Genomic DNA, 13,846 nt, shown 5'->3' on the forward strand with positions numbered 1-13,846 from the left:
TTAGCGCGACATTCTGTCGCTGTCCCGCCGGATCAACGTCGGGACAGCAGCAGGATCAGAGGTGCAGCATGCGTCCGTAGGCGTCCAGCGCGGCTTCGTGCATGGCTTCCGACATGGTCGGGTGCGGATAGACGATGCCGTGGATGTCTTCTTCCGTCGCTTCCATGGTGATGGCGGTGACGTAGCCCTGGATCATCTCGGTGACTTCGTGGCCGATCATGTGGGCGCCGATCAGGGCGCCGGTCTTGGCGTCGAAGAGGACCTTGACGAAGCCGTCGACTTCGCCCGCCGCCACGGCCTTGCCGTTCACGCGGAACGGGAAGCGGCCGATCTTGACCTCGCGGTTCTCGGCGCGGGCGGCCTGTTCGGTCACGCCGACCGAGGCGACCTGCGGCTGGGCGTAGGTGCAGCCCGCGATGGGCGAATGGACGTTCGGCGTCTTGTAGCCGGCGATGTGTTCGGCGGCGTGAATGCCTTCGTGGGACGCCTTGTGCGCCAGCCAGGGCGCGCCGGCGCAGTCGCCGATGGCGTACAGGCCCTTCACATTGGTCTGGCAGTGGCTGTCGGTCTTGATGTGGCCGCGGTCCAGTTCGACGCCCAGCGCCTCCAGGCCGATGCCGTCGGTGTTGGCGGTGATGCCCACGGCCGAGATGCAGACTTCGGCCTCCAGGGTTTCGGCCTTGCCGCCGATCTCGACAGCCACGGACACGCCTTTGGCCGACTTGGTCACCTTGGTGACCTTGGCGCCGACCTTGAACTTGATGCCACGCTTCTCGAACGACTTCTGGGCGGCCTTGGAGACCTCTTCGTCCTCCACAGGCATGATGCGGTCCACCGCCTCGACGACCGTCACCTCGGCGCCCAAGGCGCGATAGAAGCTGGCGAACTCGATGCCGATGGCGCCCGAGCCGATGACGACGAAGGTCTTGGGCAGTTTCTTGGGCGCCAGAGCGTCGCGATAGGCCCAAATCTTGTCGCCATCGGCCTCCAGGCCGATCTGAGGCAGGGCGCGGGCGCGGGCGCCGACCGCCAGCATGACCGTCTTGGCTTCAATGGCGCGCGTTCCGCCTGCCTTGAGCGCGACGACGACCTTGGGCGCACCAGAAGCTCCATTTGGGCCTTTTTCGAGCGTGGCCGATCCCTCGATCACCTCGATCTTGTTCTTCTTCATCAGGAAGCCGATGCCCTTGTTCATCGTCGCCGCGACACCGCGCGAGCGTTGGATGATGGCGTCGAAGTCGAACGACGCGCCCGATGCCGACAGGCCGTATTCCTTCAGGTGCGACAGGCTTTCGAACTTCTCGCCGGACTTCAGCAGGGCCTTCGTCGGGATGCAGCCCCAGTTCAGGCAGATGCCGCCCAGATTCTCGCGCTCGACGATGGCGACCTTCTGGCCAAGCTGGCTGGCGCGGATGGCGGCGACGTAACCGCCGGGGCCCGAGCCGATGACGACGAGATCGAATTCAGCAGCCATGATCAGATCAACTTCTCGATGTCGGCCTTGATGGCCGAGGGTTCAGTCTGAGGCGAATAGCGCGCGACGACGCGGCCTTCGCGGTCGGTCAGGAACTTGGTGAAGTTCCACTTGATGGCCTGAGAGCCCAGGAAGCCACGCTTCTGTCGGGTCAGCCAGGCATAGAGGGGGTGACGGTGCGGTCCGTTGACCTCCACCTTGTCGAACAGGGGGAAGGTCACATCGAAGCTGGTCGCGCAGAAGGCGGCGATCTCCGCCGCCCTGCCCGGCTCCTGGTTGCCGAACTGGTTGCAGGGGAAGCCCAGCACCTCGAACGGCGCATCCGCAAAGTCCCGGTGCAGTTTCTCCAGACCATCATACTGGCCGGTGAAACCGCACTTGGACGCCGTATTGACGATCAGCAGCGCCTGACCGCGAAAGCGGTCCAGCGATACGTCCGTGCCGCCGATGGCGCGGGCGGAGAAGTCATAGACCGAGGTCATGACCTCACCCTCCCCTTAGGCCAGCATCGCGACGGGATCTTCGATCAGCGGCTTGAACGCCTGCAGGAATCGGGCGCCGGTCGCGCCGTCCACCACGCGGTGATCGCAGGTCAGGGTCACGGTCATGACGGTGGCCGCAACCACCTGGCCGTCCTTGACGACCGCGCGCTGTTCGCCTGCGCCCACGCTCATGATGCAGCCCTGCGGCTCATTGATGATCGAGGTGAACTGCTTGATGCCGAACATGCCCAGATTGGACACCGAGAAGGTGCCGCCCTGGAACTCTTCAGGCTTCAGCTTGCGCTCGCGGGCGCGCTTGGCCAGGTCCTTGGACTCGGTCGCGATCTGCGCCAAGCCCTTGGTCTCGGCCTTCCTGATGATCGGGGTGATCAGGCCGCCGTCGATGGCCACGGCCATGGAGACGTCGGCGTTGTGGTGCATGGCGATGCCTTCGGGCGTGTAGGAAGCGTTCGCCTCCGGCACGGCCTTCAGGGCCAGAGCAGCCGCCTTGATGACGAAGTCGTTGACGGAGACCTTGATCCCCTGCGGCTCCAGCATCTTGTTGACCTTGGCGCGCACGGCCATCAGCTGATCGATTTCGACATCGATGAACAGCGGGAAGTGCGGCACGTTCTGGATGCTGTCGACCATGCGGCGGGCCACAGCCTTGCGCATGCCGTCCAGCGGGATCAGGTCGTAGCTGCCGTCCGGGATGCCCATCTGCGCCAGCGACTGCGCCTTGCGCGGCTCGATGCCCGAAGTCGCAGCAGCAGCCGAGCCCGTCGACGCCGCAGCAGGCTGAGCAGCGCCCTTGCCAGCGGTTTGGGGGGCGCCCTCAACGTCACGCTTGACGATTCGGCCATGCGGGCCGGTGCCCTTGATCGACTTCAATTCGACGCCGTTCTGAGCGGCGATGCGACGGGCCAAGGGCGAGGCGAAGATGCGTTCGCCGTTCTCGGACTTTGGCGCAGCAGGCGCGGCGGCTTTTGGCACCTCAGCCTTTGCCGGAGCGGCCTCAGCCTTGGGGGCGCCCTCCGTCTTGGCGGCTGGCTTGGGCGCGGCGGCCCCGCCCTCATCCTTGAGGCGCGCAATCGGCGTGTTGACCTTCACATTCTCCGTGCCTTCCGGCACCAGAATGTCCGTGACTTCGCCCTCGTCCACGGCCTCGACTTCCATCGTGGCCTTGTCGGTCTCGATTTCAGCGATCACGTCGCCGGCGGAGACGACGTCGCCCACCTTCACGTGCCACTTGGCCAGAACGCCCTCCTCCATCGTCGGAGACAGGGCAGGCATCAGGATGTCGGTCATGCCACCACCTGCTTAACGGCCGCGATGATCTTGTCCACGCCCGGCAGCGACAGGGCTTCCAGGTTGGCGGCGTAGGGCAGCGGCACGTCTTCCTGGTGCACGCGCAGCGGCGGGGCGTCCAGATAGTCGAAGGCGTGTTCGATCACGCGGGCCACGACCTCGGCGCCGACGCCCATCGGACCCCAGCCCTCTTCGGCCGAGACCAGACGGTTGGTCTTCTTGACGCTTTCGACGATGGTTTCATGGTCCAGCGGACGCAGGGTGCGCAGGTCGATGACCTCGGCCTCGATGCCCTCTTCGGCCAGCTTCTCAGCGGCCTGCAGGGCAAAGCCGACCATGCGGGCGTGCGCCGTGATGGTGACGTCCTTGCCTTCGCGACGGACCTTGGCCTTGCCGATGGGCAGGACGTAGTCGTCGACTTCCGGCACGTCGAACTCGGTGCCGTACAGCATCTCGTGTTCTAGGAAGACGATCGGGTTCGGATCACGGATGGCGGCTTTCAGCAGACCCTTGGCGTCAGCGGCGTCATAGGGCGCGATGACTTTCAGACCCGGAACCTGGGCGTACCAGGCGGAATAATCCTGGCTGTGCTGGGCGCCGACGCGGCTGGCGGCGCCGTTCGGGCCGCGGAAGACGATGTCCGCACGGATCTGGCCGCCCGACATATACAGGGTCTTGGCCGCCGAGTTGATGATGTGGTCAATCGCCTGCATGGCGAAGTTGAACGTCATGAACTCGACGATGGGCTTCAGGCCCGACATGGCGGCGCCGACGCCCAGACCGGCAAAGCCGTGCTCGGTGATCGGCGTGTCCACGACGCGGCGTTCGCCGAATTCCTGCAGCAGTTCGCGGCTGACCTTGTAGGCGCCCTGATACTGGGCGACTTCCTCGCCGATCAGGAAGACGCGGTCATCACGACGCATTTCCTCGGCCATGGCGTCGCGCAGAGCGTCGCGCACGGTCGTCTTGACCAGCTTGGCGTCGGCCGGGATTTCCGGATCGCGCAGTTCGACCTTGGGGGTCGAGGTCTGCTGAGGCGCCTTTTCGGGATCGCCCGTCTTTCCTTCAGCCGTCGCCGCCGGGACGTCAGCCTTGGGTGCAGGCGCCGCAGCGCCGTCCTCACCGGCCAGACGCGCGATCGGCGTGTTGACCTTCACGTTCTCAGAACCCTCGGGGACGAGGATTTCCAGAACTTCGCCTTCATCGACGGCTTCGACTTCCATCGTCGCCTTGTCGGTTTCAATCTCGGCGATCACCTGGCCAGCCGATACGCTGTCGCCTGCCTTGATGTGCCATTTGGTCAGCGTGCCCTCTTCCATCGTGGGGGACAGCGCCGGCATCAGAATGTCGGTCACGGATCAGGCCTCCACGTAGACGTCAGTATAGAGCTCGGACGGATCCGGCTCAGGGCTTTCCTGTGCGAACTGCACAGACTCGGCGACAATCGCCTTGATCTCGTTGTCGATGACCTTCAGCTCTTCCTCGGTCGCATTGGCGGCGGCGAGCAGCAGCTTGATGTGGTCGATGGGGTCGCGGGTCTTTTTGACCTCGTCCACCTCTTCCTTGGTGCGATATTTCGCCGGGTCGGACATCGAGTGGCCGCGATAGCGGTAGGTCTTCACTTCCAGAATATAGGGTCCGCCGCCTTCGCGGGCGCGCTTCACAGCGCGGGCGGTGGCGTCACGCACGGCCAGCACGTCCATGCCGTCGACCTGCTCGCCCGGAATGCCGAAGCTGGCGCCGCGCATATAGAGCTCGGTCGTGGACGACGAGCGGTCGATGCTCGTGCCCATGGCGTACTGGTTGTTCTCGATGATGTAGATGGCCGGCAGCTTCCACAGCTGCGCCATGTTGAAGCTTTCGTACACCTGGCCCTGGTTCGAAGCGCCGTCGCCGAAATAGACGAAGGCGACCGAGTCATCGCCGCGGTACTTGCCCGCGAACGCCAGGCCGGTGCCCAGCGCGACCTGGGCGCCGACGATGCCGTGACCGCCGTAGAAGCCGGTCGGCACGTCGAACATGTGCATCGAACCGCCCTTGCCCTTGGACGAGCCGCCGATGCGGCCGGTCAGTTCGGCCATGACTTCCTTCGGGTCCATGCCCGCGGCCAGCATATGGCCGTGGTCGCGGTAGCCCGTGATGATCTTGTCGTGGCCCTGTTTGACGCTCTCCTGAACGCCCACAGCGACCGCTTCCTGGCCGATGTACAGGTGGCAGAAGCCGCCGATCAGACCCATGCCGTACAGTTGGCCTGCACGTTCCTCGAAACGGCGGATCAGCACCATTTCGCGGTAGAAACGAAGGAGGTCTTCCTTCGACGCCGTCGGCGTATTTGGTATTTTGTCAGGCGCGTTGGTCTGAGCGTTCTTGGCAGGGGCTTTCGCCATCCGGCATCTCCCGGCTAGGCGCCAGTGGCGACGCCTTACTTATCGTTACGGAAGGGGGCTTTAGCAGCCTTCCTTCCCGGAACGCAAAGGGGTGCGATGCCGCCTGTAACAATAGTTCAAGTATTGACTGACGATCAGCCTTGGACGGTTTGCGCCGGAATGCGGATCACATAGTCGCGCGGATCGGAAAAACCGATCACGGCGCGCGCGCGCTCTTCAAGAAGATCTTTTGAAAGACTGTCGGTCCGCAGGTAGCGGACGCGCGTCTCCAGGTCGCGACGCTGCTCGGTCAGGTGCGCGAGCTGTTCAGCGCGCTGGGTCAGCAGCGCATCCCGCGAGGCGCCGCTCAACAGGCCGCGCTCCCCCGTGAGGGCCTGCACGCCGAGATACGCGAACAGAAGCAGCAGGACGATGGAGGTACGGTACGGTTTCATCCGTTCAGGCACAGCAGACGCTCCTTCTGAGCGCGAAAACACAGTTCACGAACTGTGGCTGACAATGCCTAACAAATTGTAGCTTGACGGTAAGAAGGCCGGTGGAGAACGCTGATTCTCCACCGACAATTCAAAGACCTATTTCAGCAGCATGCCGTCGCCGAAATAGACGGCCTGGTCGCCCAGCATTTCCTCCAGGCGCAGCAGCTGATTGTATTTGGCCACCCGGTCCGAACGGGCCAGCGAACCGGTCTTGATCTGCCCGCAGTTGGTGGCGACGGCCAGGTCGGCGATGGTGGAGTCTTCAGTCTCGCCCGAACGGTGGCTCATCACGGCGGTGTAGCCCGCGCGCTGCGCCATATCGACGGCGTCCAGCGTCTCGGACAGGGTGCCGATCTGGTTGACCTTGATCAGGATCGAGTTGGCCAGGCCTTCGCCGATGCCCGCAGCCAGACGCGCCGGGTTGGTCACGAACAGGTCGTCGCCGACCAGTTGAACCCGGTCGCCCAGACGTTCCGTCAGCAGACGCCAGCCGTCGAAGTCGTCTTCGGCCATGCCGTCCTCGATCGAGACGATCGGGAAACGCTCGCACAGGTCGACCAGATAGGCGGCCATGCCCTCGGCGTCGACGGTCTTGCCCTCGCCCGCCATGATGTATTTGCCGTCCTTGAAGAACTCGGTCGAGGCGACATCCAGGCCCAGGTGGAAGTCTTCACCGGCCAGATAGCCAGCAGCCTGACCTGCCTTGGTGATGAAGCTCAGCGCCTCATCAGCCGAAGCCAGATTGGGAGCGAAGCCGCCTTCGTCGCCGACGTTGGTGTTGTGGCCCGCGTCCTTCAGCTGCTTCTTCAGCGCGTGGAAGATCTCCGTGCCCATGCGCAGGGCTTCCGAGAAGGTTTCCGCGCCGGTCGGCAGGATCATGAACTCCTGAATGTCGATCGGATTGTCGGCGTGGGCGCCGCCGTTGATGATGTTCATCATCGGGGTCGGCAGGACGCGGGCCGAGACGCCGCCGATATAGCGGTGCAGCGGCAGGCCGGCCGAGATGGCGCTGGCCTTGGCGGCGGCCAGCGACACGCCCAGGATGGCGTTGGCGCCCAGACGACCCTTGTTGGCCGTGCCGTCCAGATTGATCATCGCCTCGTCCAGGCGGCGCTGGTCCTCGGCGTCCATGCCCGACAGGGCGTCGAAGATTTCGCCGTTGACGGCATCGACCGCCTTCTGGACGCCCTTGCCGCCCCAGACGTCCTTGTCGCCGTCGCGCAGTTCAACCGCCTCGTGCGCGCCGGTCGAGGCGCCCGACGGCACGGCGGCGCGGCCAAAGGAGCCGTCATCCAGGATCACATCGACCTCGACCGTCGGATTGCCCCGGCTGTCGAGGATCTGGCGGGCGACGATGTCGGCGATATCAGTCATGGCTCGGTTCTTTGGCTCAGGGCGGATGGAAGTTGCGAGGGGTTTAGCCGCCTACCTGCGAAACGCCAATGGCTGCACCCGCCTGGGCCGGTAACAGGTTGCTACCTAACCGCAGTTTTCGACCAGTTGGATCGACGGATCGCCCGCGTGAACCCGCGAGACGAGGCCGTCCTTGCCAACCTCGTAGCGAATTCCGCGCGCCGCCGGATCGACGACGTAGGCGGTCGAGCGCCCCTTGGCCCACACGAACAGATCCTCGGCCGGCGCCGGATCATATTTGGCGGGTTGGGCGAAGACGGCGCCGCCATAGGTCTGTTTGATCGCGATGCCGCTGTCGCCGACGCCAAAGCCGCGATCCGTCTTCACGGACGAGCCCTGCCCCAAGGTGATTCGCGTCAGGCGGCCATCCTGCAGCATTACGTCCACGCCATCAGGCGCCTTGTCTGGGTGATAGACCTGGCAAGTCATCGGCTCGCTGACGACGGCGTTTGCGCCCCAGACTGTCGCGACCTCAGCCGCCGTCATGCCGATTCGCACCGCGCCCAGTCCATCGGCCGTAAGGGCCGTTTCGGCGGCAGGCGCCGTTGCAGGCGCGCTGGCGGCGCCGGACGAAACCGCTTCGCCGGGCTTCTCTCCACGGTCGCAGGCGGAAAGCGTGAGAAGCGCCATAGCGCTGACAGCAGCGAAACGAATCATCAGGCGACGTCTCCGGAAAAAAGCTTCGCCGTGCAGAACGCACGAAAACGGCGCGCGGATCACCGCGCGCCGTTAAAATCGTCATCCGATCATGATCGGAAGGCCGTGAAAGACCTAGTCTTCCTTCGGCGTCAGAACCTGACGACCGCGGTACGTGCCGCTCTTCAGGTCGATGTGGTGCGGGCGCTTCAGCTCGCCGGTGTCCTTGTCCTCAACATACACGTTGGAGGTCAGGGCATCGTGGGCGCGGCGCATGTTGCGACGCGAGGGAGATACTTTGCGCTTCGGAACGGCCATGTCCGTCTCAATCTTCTAAGTCGGGCGCCGCCCAGAGCCGAAGCCTGTCTAGCGCGAAAACAATAGCGGCGGCTCCAACCCTTCGTAGTGAAGAACGGGGGACCGCCACGCGAGGCGCGGCTTATGCATGAAGTGGCGGGCGATTTCAAGGCGTATAAGCAGCTCAAGATCAGGGAAGCTTCAGCAGGCGATCATCGCCGTCTCAGCCACCTCAAATCCTGCCGCCCGGCCCTTGGCCGTCGCCCGCTTTTTGTCCGTCAACTGACCTGCAAGGCGTCCGCCACCGCCTCCCCGATCGCCAGCGAACTGGTCAGGCCGGGGCTTTCGATGCCGAACAAAGCCATCAGGCCGTCGATGCCGTGATGCTCGCGCCCATGAAGCTGGAAATCCGGCTGCGGCTCGCCCGGCCCATGCAGCTTGGGGCGAATGCCTGCGTAGTCGGGCGTCAGGGCGCCTTCGGGCAGAGCAGGCCAGAAACGGCGTATATAGGCGGCGAACTCATCGGCCTTCGCCGGATCGACCGAATAATCCTCAGTCTCGACATAGACGAGGTCGGGGCCGAACACGGCCTGCCCGCCCAGATCCTTGCGGTAATGGGTGCCCAGCGCGCCGGGAATCGGCGGCGGATAGATCAGGCGGTTGAACGGCGCCTTGCCGACCAGTCGGAAATAGACGCCCTTGCCCAGATGGCGCGGCGGAATATCGATGGCGGGATAGCCCGCGATGCTGGCGGCGACCGCCTGTGATGACAGACCGGGCGCTGTGACCAGAAGGCGGCTGGACACCTCCATCGCCCCCTCCCCGCCGACACGAACCGTGAAGCCGCCGCCCGCCAACGGCTCGGCGCCCTCGAACGGGGCGGAGATCACGACCGATCCGCCTGCATCCTCGATCTCGCCCTGCAGGGCCAGCATATAGCCGTGACTGTCGAACAGGCCGCTCTCGGGCGACAGGATGGCGGCGTGGGCGTTCAGTTCAGGCTCCAGCGCCCGCGCCTGGGCGCCGGTCAGATGCTCCAGCCCCTCGACACCATTGGCTGTCGCCTGCTCGAAGATGGCTTCGATCCGCGCGACCTCGGGTTCCTGCGTCGCCACGACCAGCTTGCCGCATTTCCAGTGATCGATCTTGTGGCTGGCCAGGAACGCATAAAGAGCCCGCCGTCCTTCGACGCAGAACTGCGCCTTCAGCGAGCCGGTCGGATAATAGAGGCCGCCGTGGATGACCTCGGAATTGCGCGAAGAAACGCCCTGACCGATGTGGACGTCCTTCTCCAGCACCAGAACCGTCAGACCCCGTTTCGATAAGGCGCGTCCGCAAGCCAGGCCCACCGCGCCTGCGCCCACAACGACCGCATCGAAATCAAAGCTCATTTCGGCCCGTACCTCCGCTTCGCCTCAGCCTCGAAACAGCCGATCAGCTTGCTGACCGCCAGATCGAAGTTCGCCTGGAGCATGACATCCAGCATCTTCGATTTGAAGGCGAAGTCGATCATGAACTCCAACCGCGTCCCGTCTGGGTGCGGAAAGAACTCCCAGCGGTTCTTCAGATGCTTGAACGGCCCGCGCAGCAGGCCGACCTCGACCTTGGGCGCATTACGGTCATGCCGAACCCAGGTGGAGAAGCGCTCCTTCAGGAAGGCGAAGCCGACGCCCGCCTCGGCGTCGACGATCGTGACGCCTTCGCCCTCTGCACGGTCGTTCCAGACGCGCATGGACGTCACCCACGGCACAAAGTCCGGATAGGCGCGGATGTCGGCGACCAGATCGGCAAGCTGATCCGGCGCATACGGAAGGATGCGCGTGACGCGATGAACAGCCATTCCCGGCTTAGCGCTTCAGTTGCGCCTCGCGCGCAGCCTTCAACCGGGCGAAGTCGTCGCCGGCGTGGTGCGACGAACGCGTCAGCGGGCTGGACGACACCATCAGGAAGCCCTTGGCGCGTGCAATCGCCTCATAGGCCTTGAACTCTTCGGGCGTGACGAAGCGGTCGATGGCGGCGTGCTTTCGGGTTGGCTGCAGGTACTGGCCGATGGTGATGAAGTCGACGCCGGCGGAGCGCATGTCGTCCATCACCTGCATGACCTCTTCCTTGGTCTCGCCCAGGCCGACCATGATGCCGGACTTGGTGAACTGGTTGGGGTCGCGCTCCTTGACCATCTGCAGCAGGCGCAGGGAGTGGAAGTAGCGGGCGCCGGGCCTGATTTTCAGATACAGGCGCGGAACGGTTTCAAGGTTGTGGTTGAAGACGTCCGGCTTGGCGTCGATCATCACTTCGGCCGCGCCATCTTTGCGCAGGAAGTCCGGCGTCAGAATCTCGATTGTGGTGCCCGGCGCCTGGATGCGAATCTGGCGCACCACCTCGGCGAAGTGGGCGGCGCCGCCGTCCGCCACATCGTCGCGGTCGACCGACGTGATGACGACGTGGTTCAGCCCCATCTGCTGCACGGCCAGACCGACCTTGCCCGGTTCTTCCGGGTCCAGCGGCTGAGGCAGGCCCGTCTTGACGTTGCAGAAGGCGCAGGCCCGCGTGCAGGTGTCACCCATGATCATCAGGGTGGCGTGCTTCTGGCTCCAGCACTCGCCGATGTTCGGGCAGGCCGCCTCTTCACAGACCGTCACCAGGCCCTTGGAGCGGACGATGTCCTTGGTGGCGTTGTACTGGCCCGAGCCGGGCGCCTTGACGCGCAGCCAGTCGGGTTTCTTCAGAACCACCGTCTCCGGACGGTTCTGCTTCTCCGGGTGACGGAGTTCGGAGGGCTTGCGCTGCAAGGTGTCGATCAGGGTGACCATGGCCGGTATTTCGGACTTCAAAGCCGTTTAGGCAAGCCAAACCCGGTTACAGATATGCCGCAGGCGTGATCTGGCCTTGGAACTCACGGCGCGTAACATATCTTTTCAACATGACGCGGCGTCATTAATGACAGATGCCCGAACAACAGAGAGGGCCGGTGGCGCCCTCCGTAGGAGACGCGTTTGCGCCAGGCTCTGGATCCCTCGCTGTACGAAGCCTCTTTGATCGACGCCCTGATCGAGGCCCGCTCAAGGTTCGGCGACAAGGAAATCCTTGAAGATCAGGACAGGCATCCCCTCACCTACACCGGCCTGATCCGCGCCGCCTTCGTCCTGGGGCGCAAGATCGCCAACATGACGGAAAAGGGCGATCGGGTCGCGATCCTGCTGCCGTCGTCGATGGGCGTGGTCGTCACCTTCTTCGGCCTGCACGCCCATGGACGCGTGCCGGTGATGCTGAACTTCACGGCGGGCGAGACCAATCTGAAGGCCGCCATCAAGGCGTCAGGCGTCAAGAAGGTGCTGACGGCCAAGCGCTTCATCGAACAGGCCAAGCTGGACGATCTGGTCAAGGAGCTTTCGACGGTCGCAGAGGTCGTTTGGCTGGACGATGTGCGCAAGACCATCGGTCTGGCCGACAAGCTCTATGGCCTGGCCGCAGGCGCGGCGCCCAAGCGGTTCCGCGTCAAGACCGACCCGGATGCGCCGGGCGTGGTGCTGTTCACCTCCGGCAGTTTCGGCACGCCCAAGGGCGTGGTGCTGAGCCAGAAGAACCTGGTCGCCAATGCCCGTCAGGTCGCCGCCCACATCGACCTGAAGCCGGACTGGGTGATGTTCAACCCGCTGCCGACCTTCCACTGTTTCGGCCTGACCGGCGGGGTCATCCTGCCCCTGCTGCAAGGGTTGAAGGCCTTCCAGTATCCGTCGCCGCTGCATGCCAAACAGATCACCGACCTGTTGCCCAAGGTGAAGGCGTCGATCCTGTTCGCGACCGACACCTTCCTCAGCCAATACGCCCGCGTCGCCGAACCCGACGACTTCGCCACCTTGAAGTTCGCCGTCGCCGGGGCCGAAAAGGTGCGCGAGGAGACGCGCAACCTGTTCAACACCAAGTTCGGCGGCGTCGAACTGCTGGAAGGCTATGGCGCGACCGAGGCTTCGCCTGTCATCGCCGTGAACCATCCCGACTATAATGCGCCGGGCACCGTGGGGCAGATCCTGCCGGGCATCGAGTGGAAACTGGAGACGGTGGACGGCATCAATGCGGGCGGCCGCCTGCTGCTCAAGGGGCCCAATGTCATGAGCGGCTATGTCACCCAGGCCGAGCCTTTGGCCTGGGATCCGGTCGGCGACGAATGGCTGGACACCGGCGACATCGTCGATGTCGATGAAGAGGGCTATGTCACCATCAAGGGCCGCGCCAAACGCTTCGCCAAGATCGGCGGCGAGATGGTGTCCCTGACGGCGGTGGAGGGCATCGCCGGGGCCGTCTGGCCGGAACAGCGCCACGCCGTCATCTCCATCCCCGACAGCCGCAAGGGCGAGAAACTGGTTCTGGTCACCGACCATGCCGAAGCCGAGGTCGCCCCGCTGGCCGAATGGGCGCGCAACAACGGCGCGCCCGAACTGATCGTGCCCAAGAAGATCGTCAAGGTCGCCGAGGTGCCGGTCCTGGGCACCGGCAAGACGGACTATGTCGCCATCCAGAAAATGGTCGAGACCGACAAGGCGGCCTGAGCCGTCTGCGCGTGCGGATCAGCCGATCCGCACGCCCGTCATCGAAATCGACCCGCCGTCGATGCTGTCGTTGAAGAAGGCCACGGGCTCGCCCGGCTCCTGCTGCGCGGCGACATAGAGGACCGGCAGATAGTGTTCGTCCGTCGGCACGCTCATTTGCGCGTCCTCAGCCAGGCCGACCCAGTTGATCAGGGCCTCGTGGTCGCCGCGTTCGAAGGCGTGCTTCACCGCCTCGTTGAAGCTGGTCGCCCAGCCATAGGGTTCGGCGCCCGGCTCGCGCTTCCAGGTCCGCAGATTGTGAACGAAGTCGCCCGATCCGGCGATGATGACGCCTTCATCGCGCAGGGGCCGCAGCGCCCTGGCCAGTTCGTAATGCTGGCGCGCTGTCAGGTCGCGATTCAGCGACAGTTGAACGACCGGCACGTCCGCCTCTGGCCAAACGTGAACCAGCACGGACCATGTCCCGTGATCCAGTCCCCACTGCTGGGTCTGGACGGCGCCGGTCAGTTGCGCCACCCGCGCCGCCAGCTCTGGCGACCCCGGCGCCGGATACTGCACATCATGAAGCGCCTGTGGGAAACCGCCGAAATCATGGATGGTTTCGGGCCGTTCCTGCGCTGTGACGCCCAGGCCGCGCGTCTCCCAGTGAGCGGACACCATGACCACGCCAGTCGGCTTTCCAACGGACAGGCCCAGTTCGCGCCACGCATCTGCGAATGGCCCGCCCAGCGCATTCATCGGCGAACCATGGCCGAAGAAGACAGCCGGTTGACGCGTCGCCCCGCCGTTCGAAGCTGCGCTATGGACTTGCCCGGCAGTCATGGTT

Annotated in this window: 14 protein-coding genes; 1 reads left to right on the forward strand and 13 read right to left on the reverse strand. The window is 64.5% G+C overall.

Annotation, left to right across the window (positions count from 1 at the left end):
- Positions 1-55: 55 nt before the first annotated feature.
- The 12 genes from lpdA to lipA all read right to left on the reverse strand — a co-directional run bounded on the left by lpdA (position 56) and on the right by lipA (position 11,283).
- Positions 56-1,474 carry a dihydrolipoyl dehydrogenase gene (lpdA, locus tag JKF87_RS03800; protein ID WP_201097453.1) on the reverse strand — a complete coding sequence of 473 codons (1,419 nt, stop codon included), beginning with the start codon at positions 1,472-1,474 and terminating at the stop codon, positions 56-58.
- 2 nt (positions 1,475-1,476) lie between these two features.
- Positions 1,477-1,956 carry a glutathione peroxidase gene (locus tag JKF87_RS03805; RefSeq protein ID WP_201097455.1) on the reverse strand — a complete coding sequence of 160 codons (480 nt, stop codon included), beginning with the start codon at positions 1,954-1,956 and terminating at the stop codon, positions 1,477-1,479.
- A 15-nt stretch (positions 1,957-1,971) separates the two neighbouring features.
- Positions 1,972-3,264 carry a pyruvate dehydrogenase complex dihydrolipoamide acetyltransferase gene (locus JKF87_RS03810; protein ID WP_201097457.1) on the reverse strand — a complete coding sequence of 431 codons (1,293 nt, stop codon included), beginning with the start codon at positions 3,262-3,264 and terminating at the stop codon, positions 1,972-1,974.
- The gene (locus tag JKF87_RS03815; protein WP_201097459.1) at positions 3,261-4,619 is read right to left on the reverse strand and encodes a pyruvate dehydrogenase complex E1 component subunit beta; all 1,359 of its coding nucleotides are present in this window, start codon (positions 4,617-4,619) and stop codon (positions 3,261-3,263) included. The genes JKF87_RS03810 and JKF87_RS03815 overlap by 4 nt, the downstream gene beginning before the upstream one ends.
- Positions 4,620-4,622: 3 nt before the next feature.
- Positions 4,623-5,651, reverse strand: a complete 1,029-nt coding sequence (pdhA, locus tag JKF87_RS03820; protein WP_201097461.1) for a pyruvate dehydrogenase (acetyl-transferring) E1 component subunit alpha — start codon at positions 5,649-5,651, stop codon at positions 4,623-4,625.
- Positions 5,652-5,785: 134 nt separating this feature from the next.
- Positions 5,786-6,085, reverse strand: a complete 300-nt coding sequence (locus JKF87_RS03825; protein WP_201098172.1) for an FtsB family cell division protein — start codon at positions 6,083-6,085, stop codon at positions 5,786-5,788.
- A 138-nt stretch (positions 6,086-6,223) separates the two neighbouring features.
- Positions 6,224-7,501: a phosphopyruvate hydratase gene (gene eno / locus JKF87_RS03830; protein WP_201097463.1), complete on the reverse strand. Its 1,278-nt coding sequence runs from the start codon at positions 7,499-7,501 to the stop codon at positions 6,224-6,226.
- A gap of 105 nt (positions 7,502-7,606) precedes the next feature.
- Positions 7,607-8,197, reverse strand: coding sequence for a hypothetical protein (locus JKF87_RS03835; RefSeq protein WP_201097465.1), 591 nt, complete (start codon positions 8,195-8,197; stop codon positions 7,607-7,609).
- A gap of 114 nt (positions 8,198-8,311) precedes the next feature.
- The gene (gene rpmF, locus JKF87_RS03840; protein ID WP_201097467.1) at positions 8,312-8,494 is read right to left on the reverse strand and encodes a 50S ribosomal protein L32; all 183 of its coding nucleotides are present in this window, start codon (positions 8,492-8,494) and stop codon (positions 8,312-8,314) included.
- 257 nt (positions 8,495-8,751) lie between these two features.
- Positions 8,752-9,864, reverse strand: a complete 1,113-nt coding sequence (locus tag JKF87_RS03845; RefSeq protein ID WP_201097469.1) for an NAD(P)/FAD-dependent oxidoreductase — start codon at positions 9,862-9,864, stop codon at positions 8,752-8,754.
- Positions 9,861-10,313: a type II toxin-antitoxin system RatA family toxin gene (locus JKF87_RS03850; protein WP_201097471.1), complete on the reverse strand. Its 453-nt coding sequence runs from the start codon at positions 10,311-10,313 to the stop codon at positions 9,861-9,863. The genes JKF87_RS03845 and JKF87_RS03850 overlap by 4 nt, the downstream gene beginning before the upstream one ends.
- 7 nt (positions 10,314-10,320) lie before the next feature.
- Positions 10,321-11,283, reverse strand: a complete 963-nt coding sequence (gene lipA, locus JKF87_RS03855; protein ID WP_201097473.1) for a lipoyl synthase — start codon at positions 11,281-11,283, stop codon at positions 10,321-10,323.
- Positions 11,284-11,466: 183 nt separating this feature from the next.
- Between lipA and JKF87_RS03860 the strand changes: the two genes are divergently transcribed.
- Complete coding sequence (locus JKF87_RS03860) at positions 11,467-13,020, forward strand: AMP-binding protein (RefSeq protein WP_201097475.1); 1,554 nt, start codon at positions 11,467-11,469, stop codon at positions 13,018-13,020.
- A gap of 18 nt (positions 13,021-13,038) precedes the next feature.
- Here the strand turns inward: JKF87_RS03860 and ygiD are convergent, their stop codons facing one another.
- Positions 13,039-13,842 (reverse strand): 4,5-DOPA-extradiol-dioxygenase, encoded by an 804-nt coding sequence (gene ygiD / locus JKF87_RS03865; RefSeq protein WP_201097477.1) that lies wholly within the window; start codon positions 13,840-13,842, stop codon positions 13,039-13,041.
- Between the last annotated feature and the right edge of the window lie 4 nt (positions 13,843-13,846).

It is taken from the genome of Brevundimonas nasdae (assembly GCF_016654005.1).
In the GTDB taxonomy this organism is placed as follows: Bacteria; Pseudomonadota; Alphaproteobacteria; order Caulobacterales; family Caulobacteraceae; genus Brevundimonas; species Brevundimonas nasdae.

Excerpts from the sequence above, each read along its gene's own strand:
- pdhA (WP_201097461.1), bottom strand. The coding sequence starts at position 5,651 with ATGGCGAAAGCCCCTGCCAAGAACGCTCAGACCAACGCGCCTGACAAA.
- eno (WP_201097463.1), bottom strand. The coding sequence starts at position 7,501 with ATGACTGATATCGCCGACATCGTCGCCCGCCAGATCCTCGACAGCCGG.
- JKF87_RS03825 (WP_201098172.1), bottom strand. The coding sequence starts at position 6,085 with ATGAAACCGTACCGTACCTCCATCGTCCTGCTGCTTCTGTTCGCGTAT.
- JKF87_RS03810 (WP_201097457.1), bottom strand. The coding sequence starts at position 3,264 with ATGACCGACATCCTGATGCCTGCCCTGTCTCCGACGATGGAGGAGGGC.
- JKF87_RS03805 (WP_201097455.1), bottom strand. The coding sequence starts at position 1,956 with ATGACCTCGGTCTATGACTTCTCCGCCCGCGCCATCGGCGGCACGGAC.
- JKF87_RS03845 (WP_201097469.1), bottom strand. The coding sequence starts at position 9,864 with ATGAGCTTTGATTTCGATGCGGTCGTTGTGGGCGCAGGCGCGGTGGGC.
- lpdA (WP_201097453.1), bottom strand. The coding sequence starts at position 1,474 with ATGGCTGCTGAATTCGATCTCGTCGTCATCGGCTCGGGCCCCGGCGGT.
- JKF87_RS03835 (WP_201097465.1), bottom strand. The coding sequence starts at position 8,197 with ATGATTCGTTTCGCTGCTGTCAGCGCTATGGCGCTTCTCACGCTTTCC.
- ygiD (WP_201097477.1), bottom strand. The coding sequence starts at position 13,842 with ATGACTGCCGGGCAAGTCCATAGCGCAGCTTCGAACGGCGGGGCGACG.
- lipA (WP_201097473.1), bottom strand. The coding sequence starts at position 11,283 with ATGGTCACCCTGATCGACACCTTGCAGCGCAAGCCCTCCGAACTCCGT.
- JKF87_RS03850 (WP_201097471.1), bottom strand. The coding sequence starts at position 10,313 with ATGGCTGTTCATCGCGTCACGCGCATCCTTCCGTATGCGCCGGATCAG.
- rpmF (WP_201097467.1), bottom strand. The coding sequence starts at position 8,494 with ATGGCCGTTCCGAAGCGCAAAGTATCTCCCTCGCGTCGCAACATGCGC.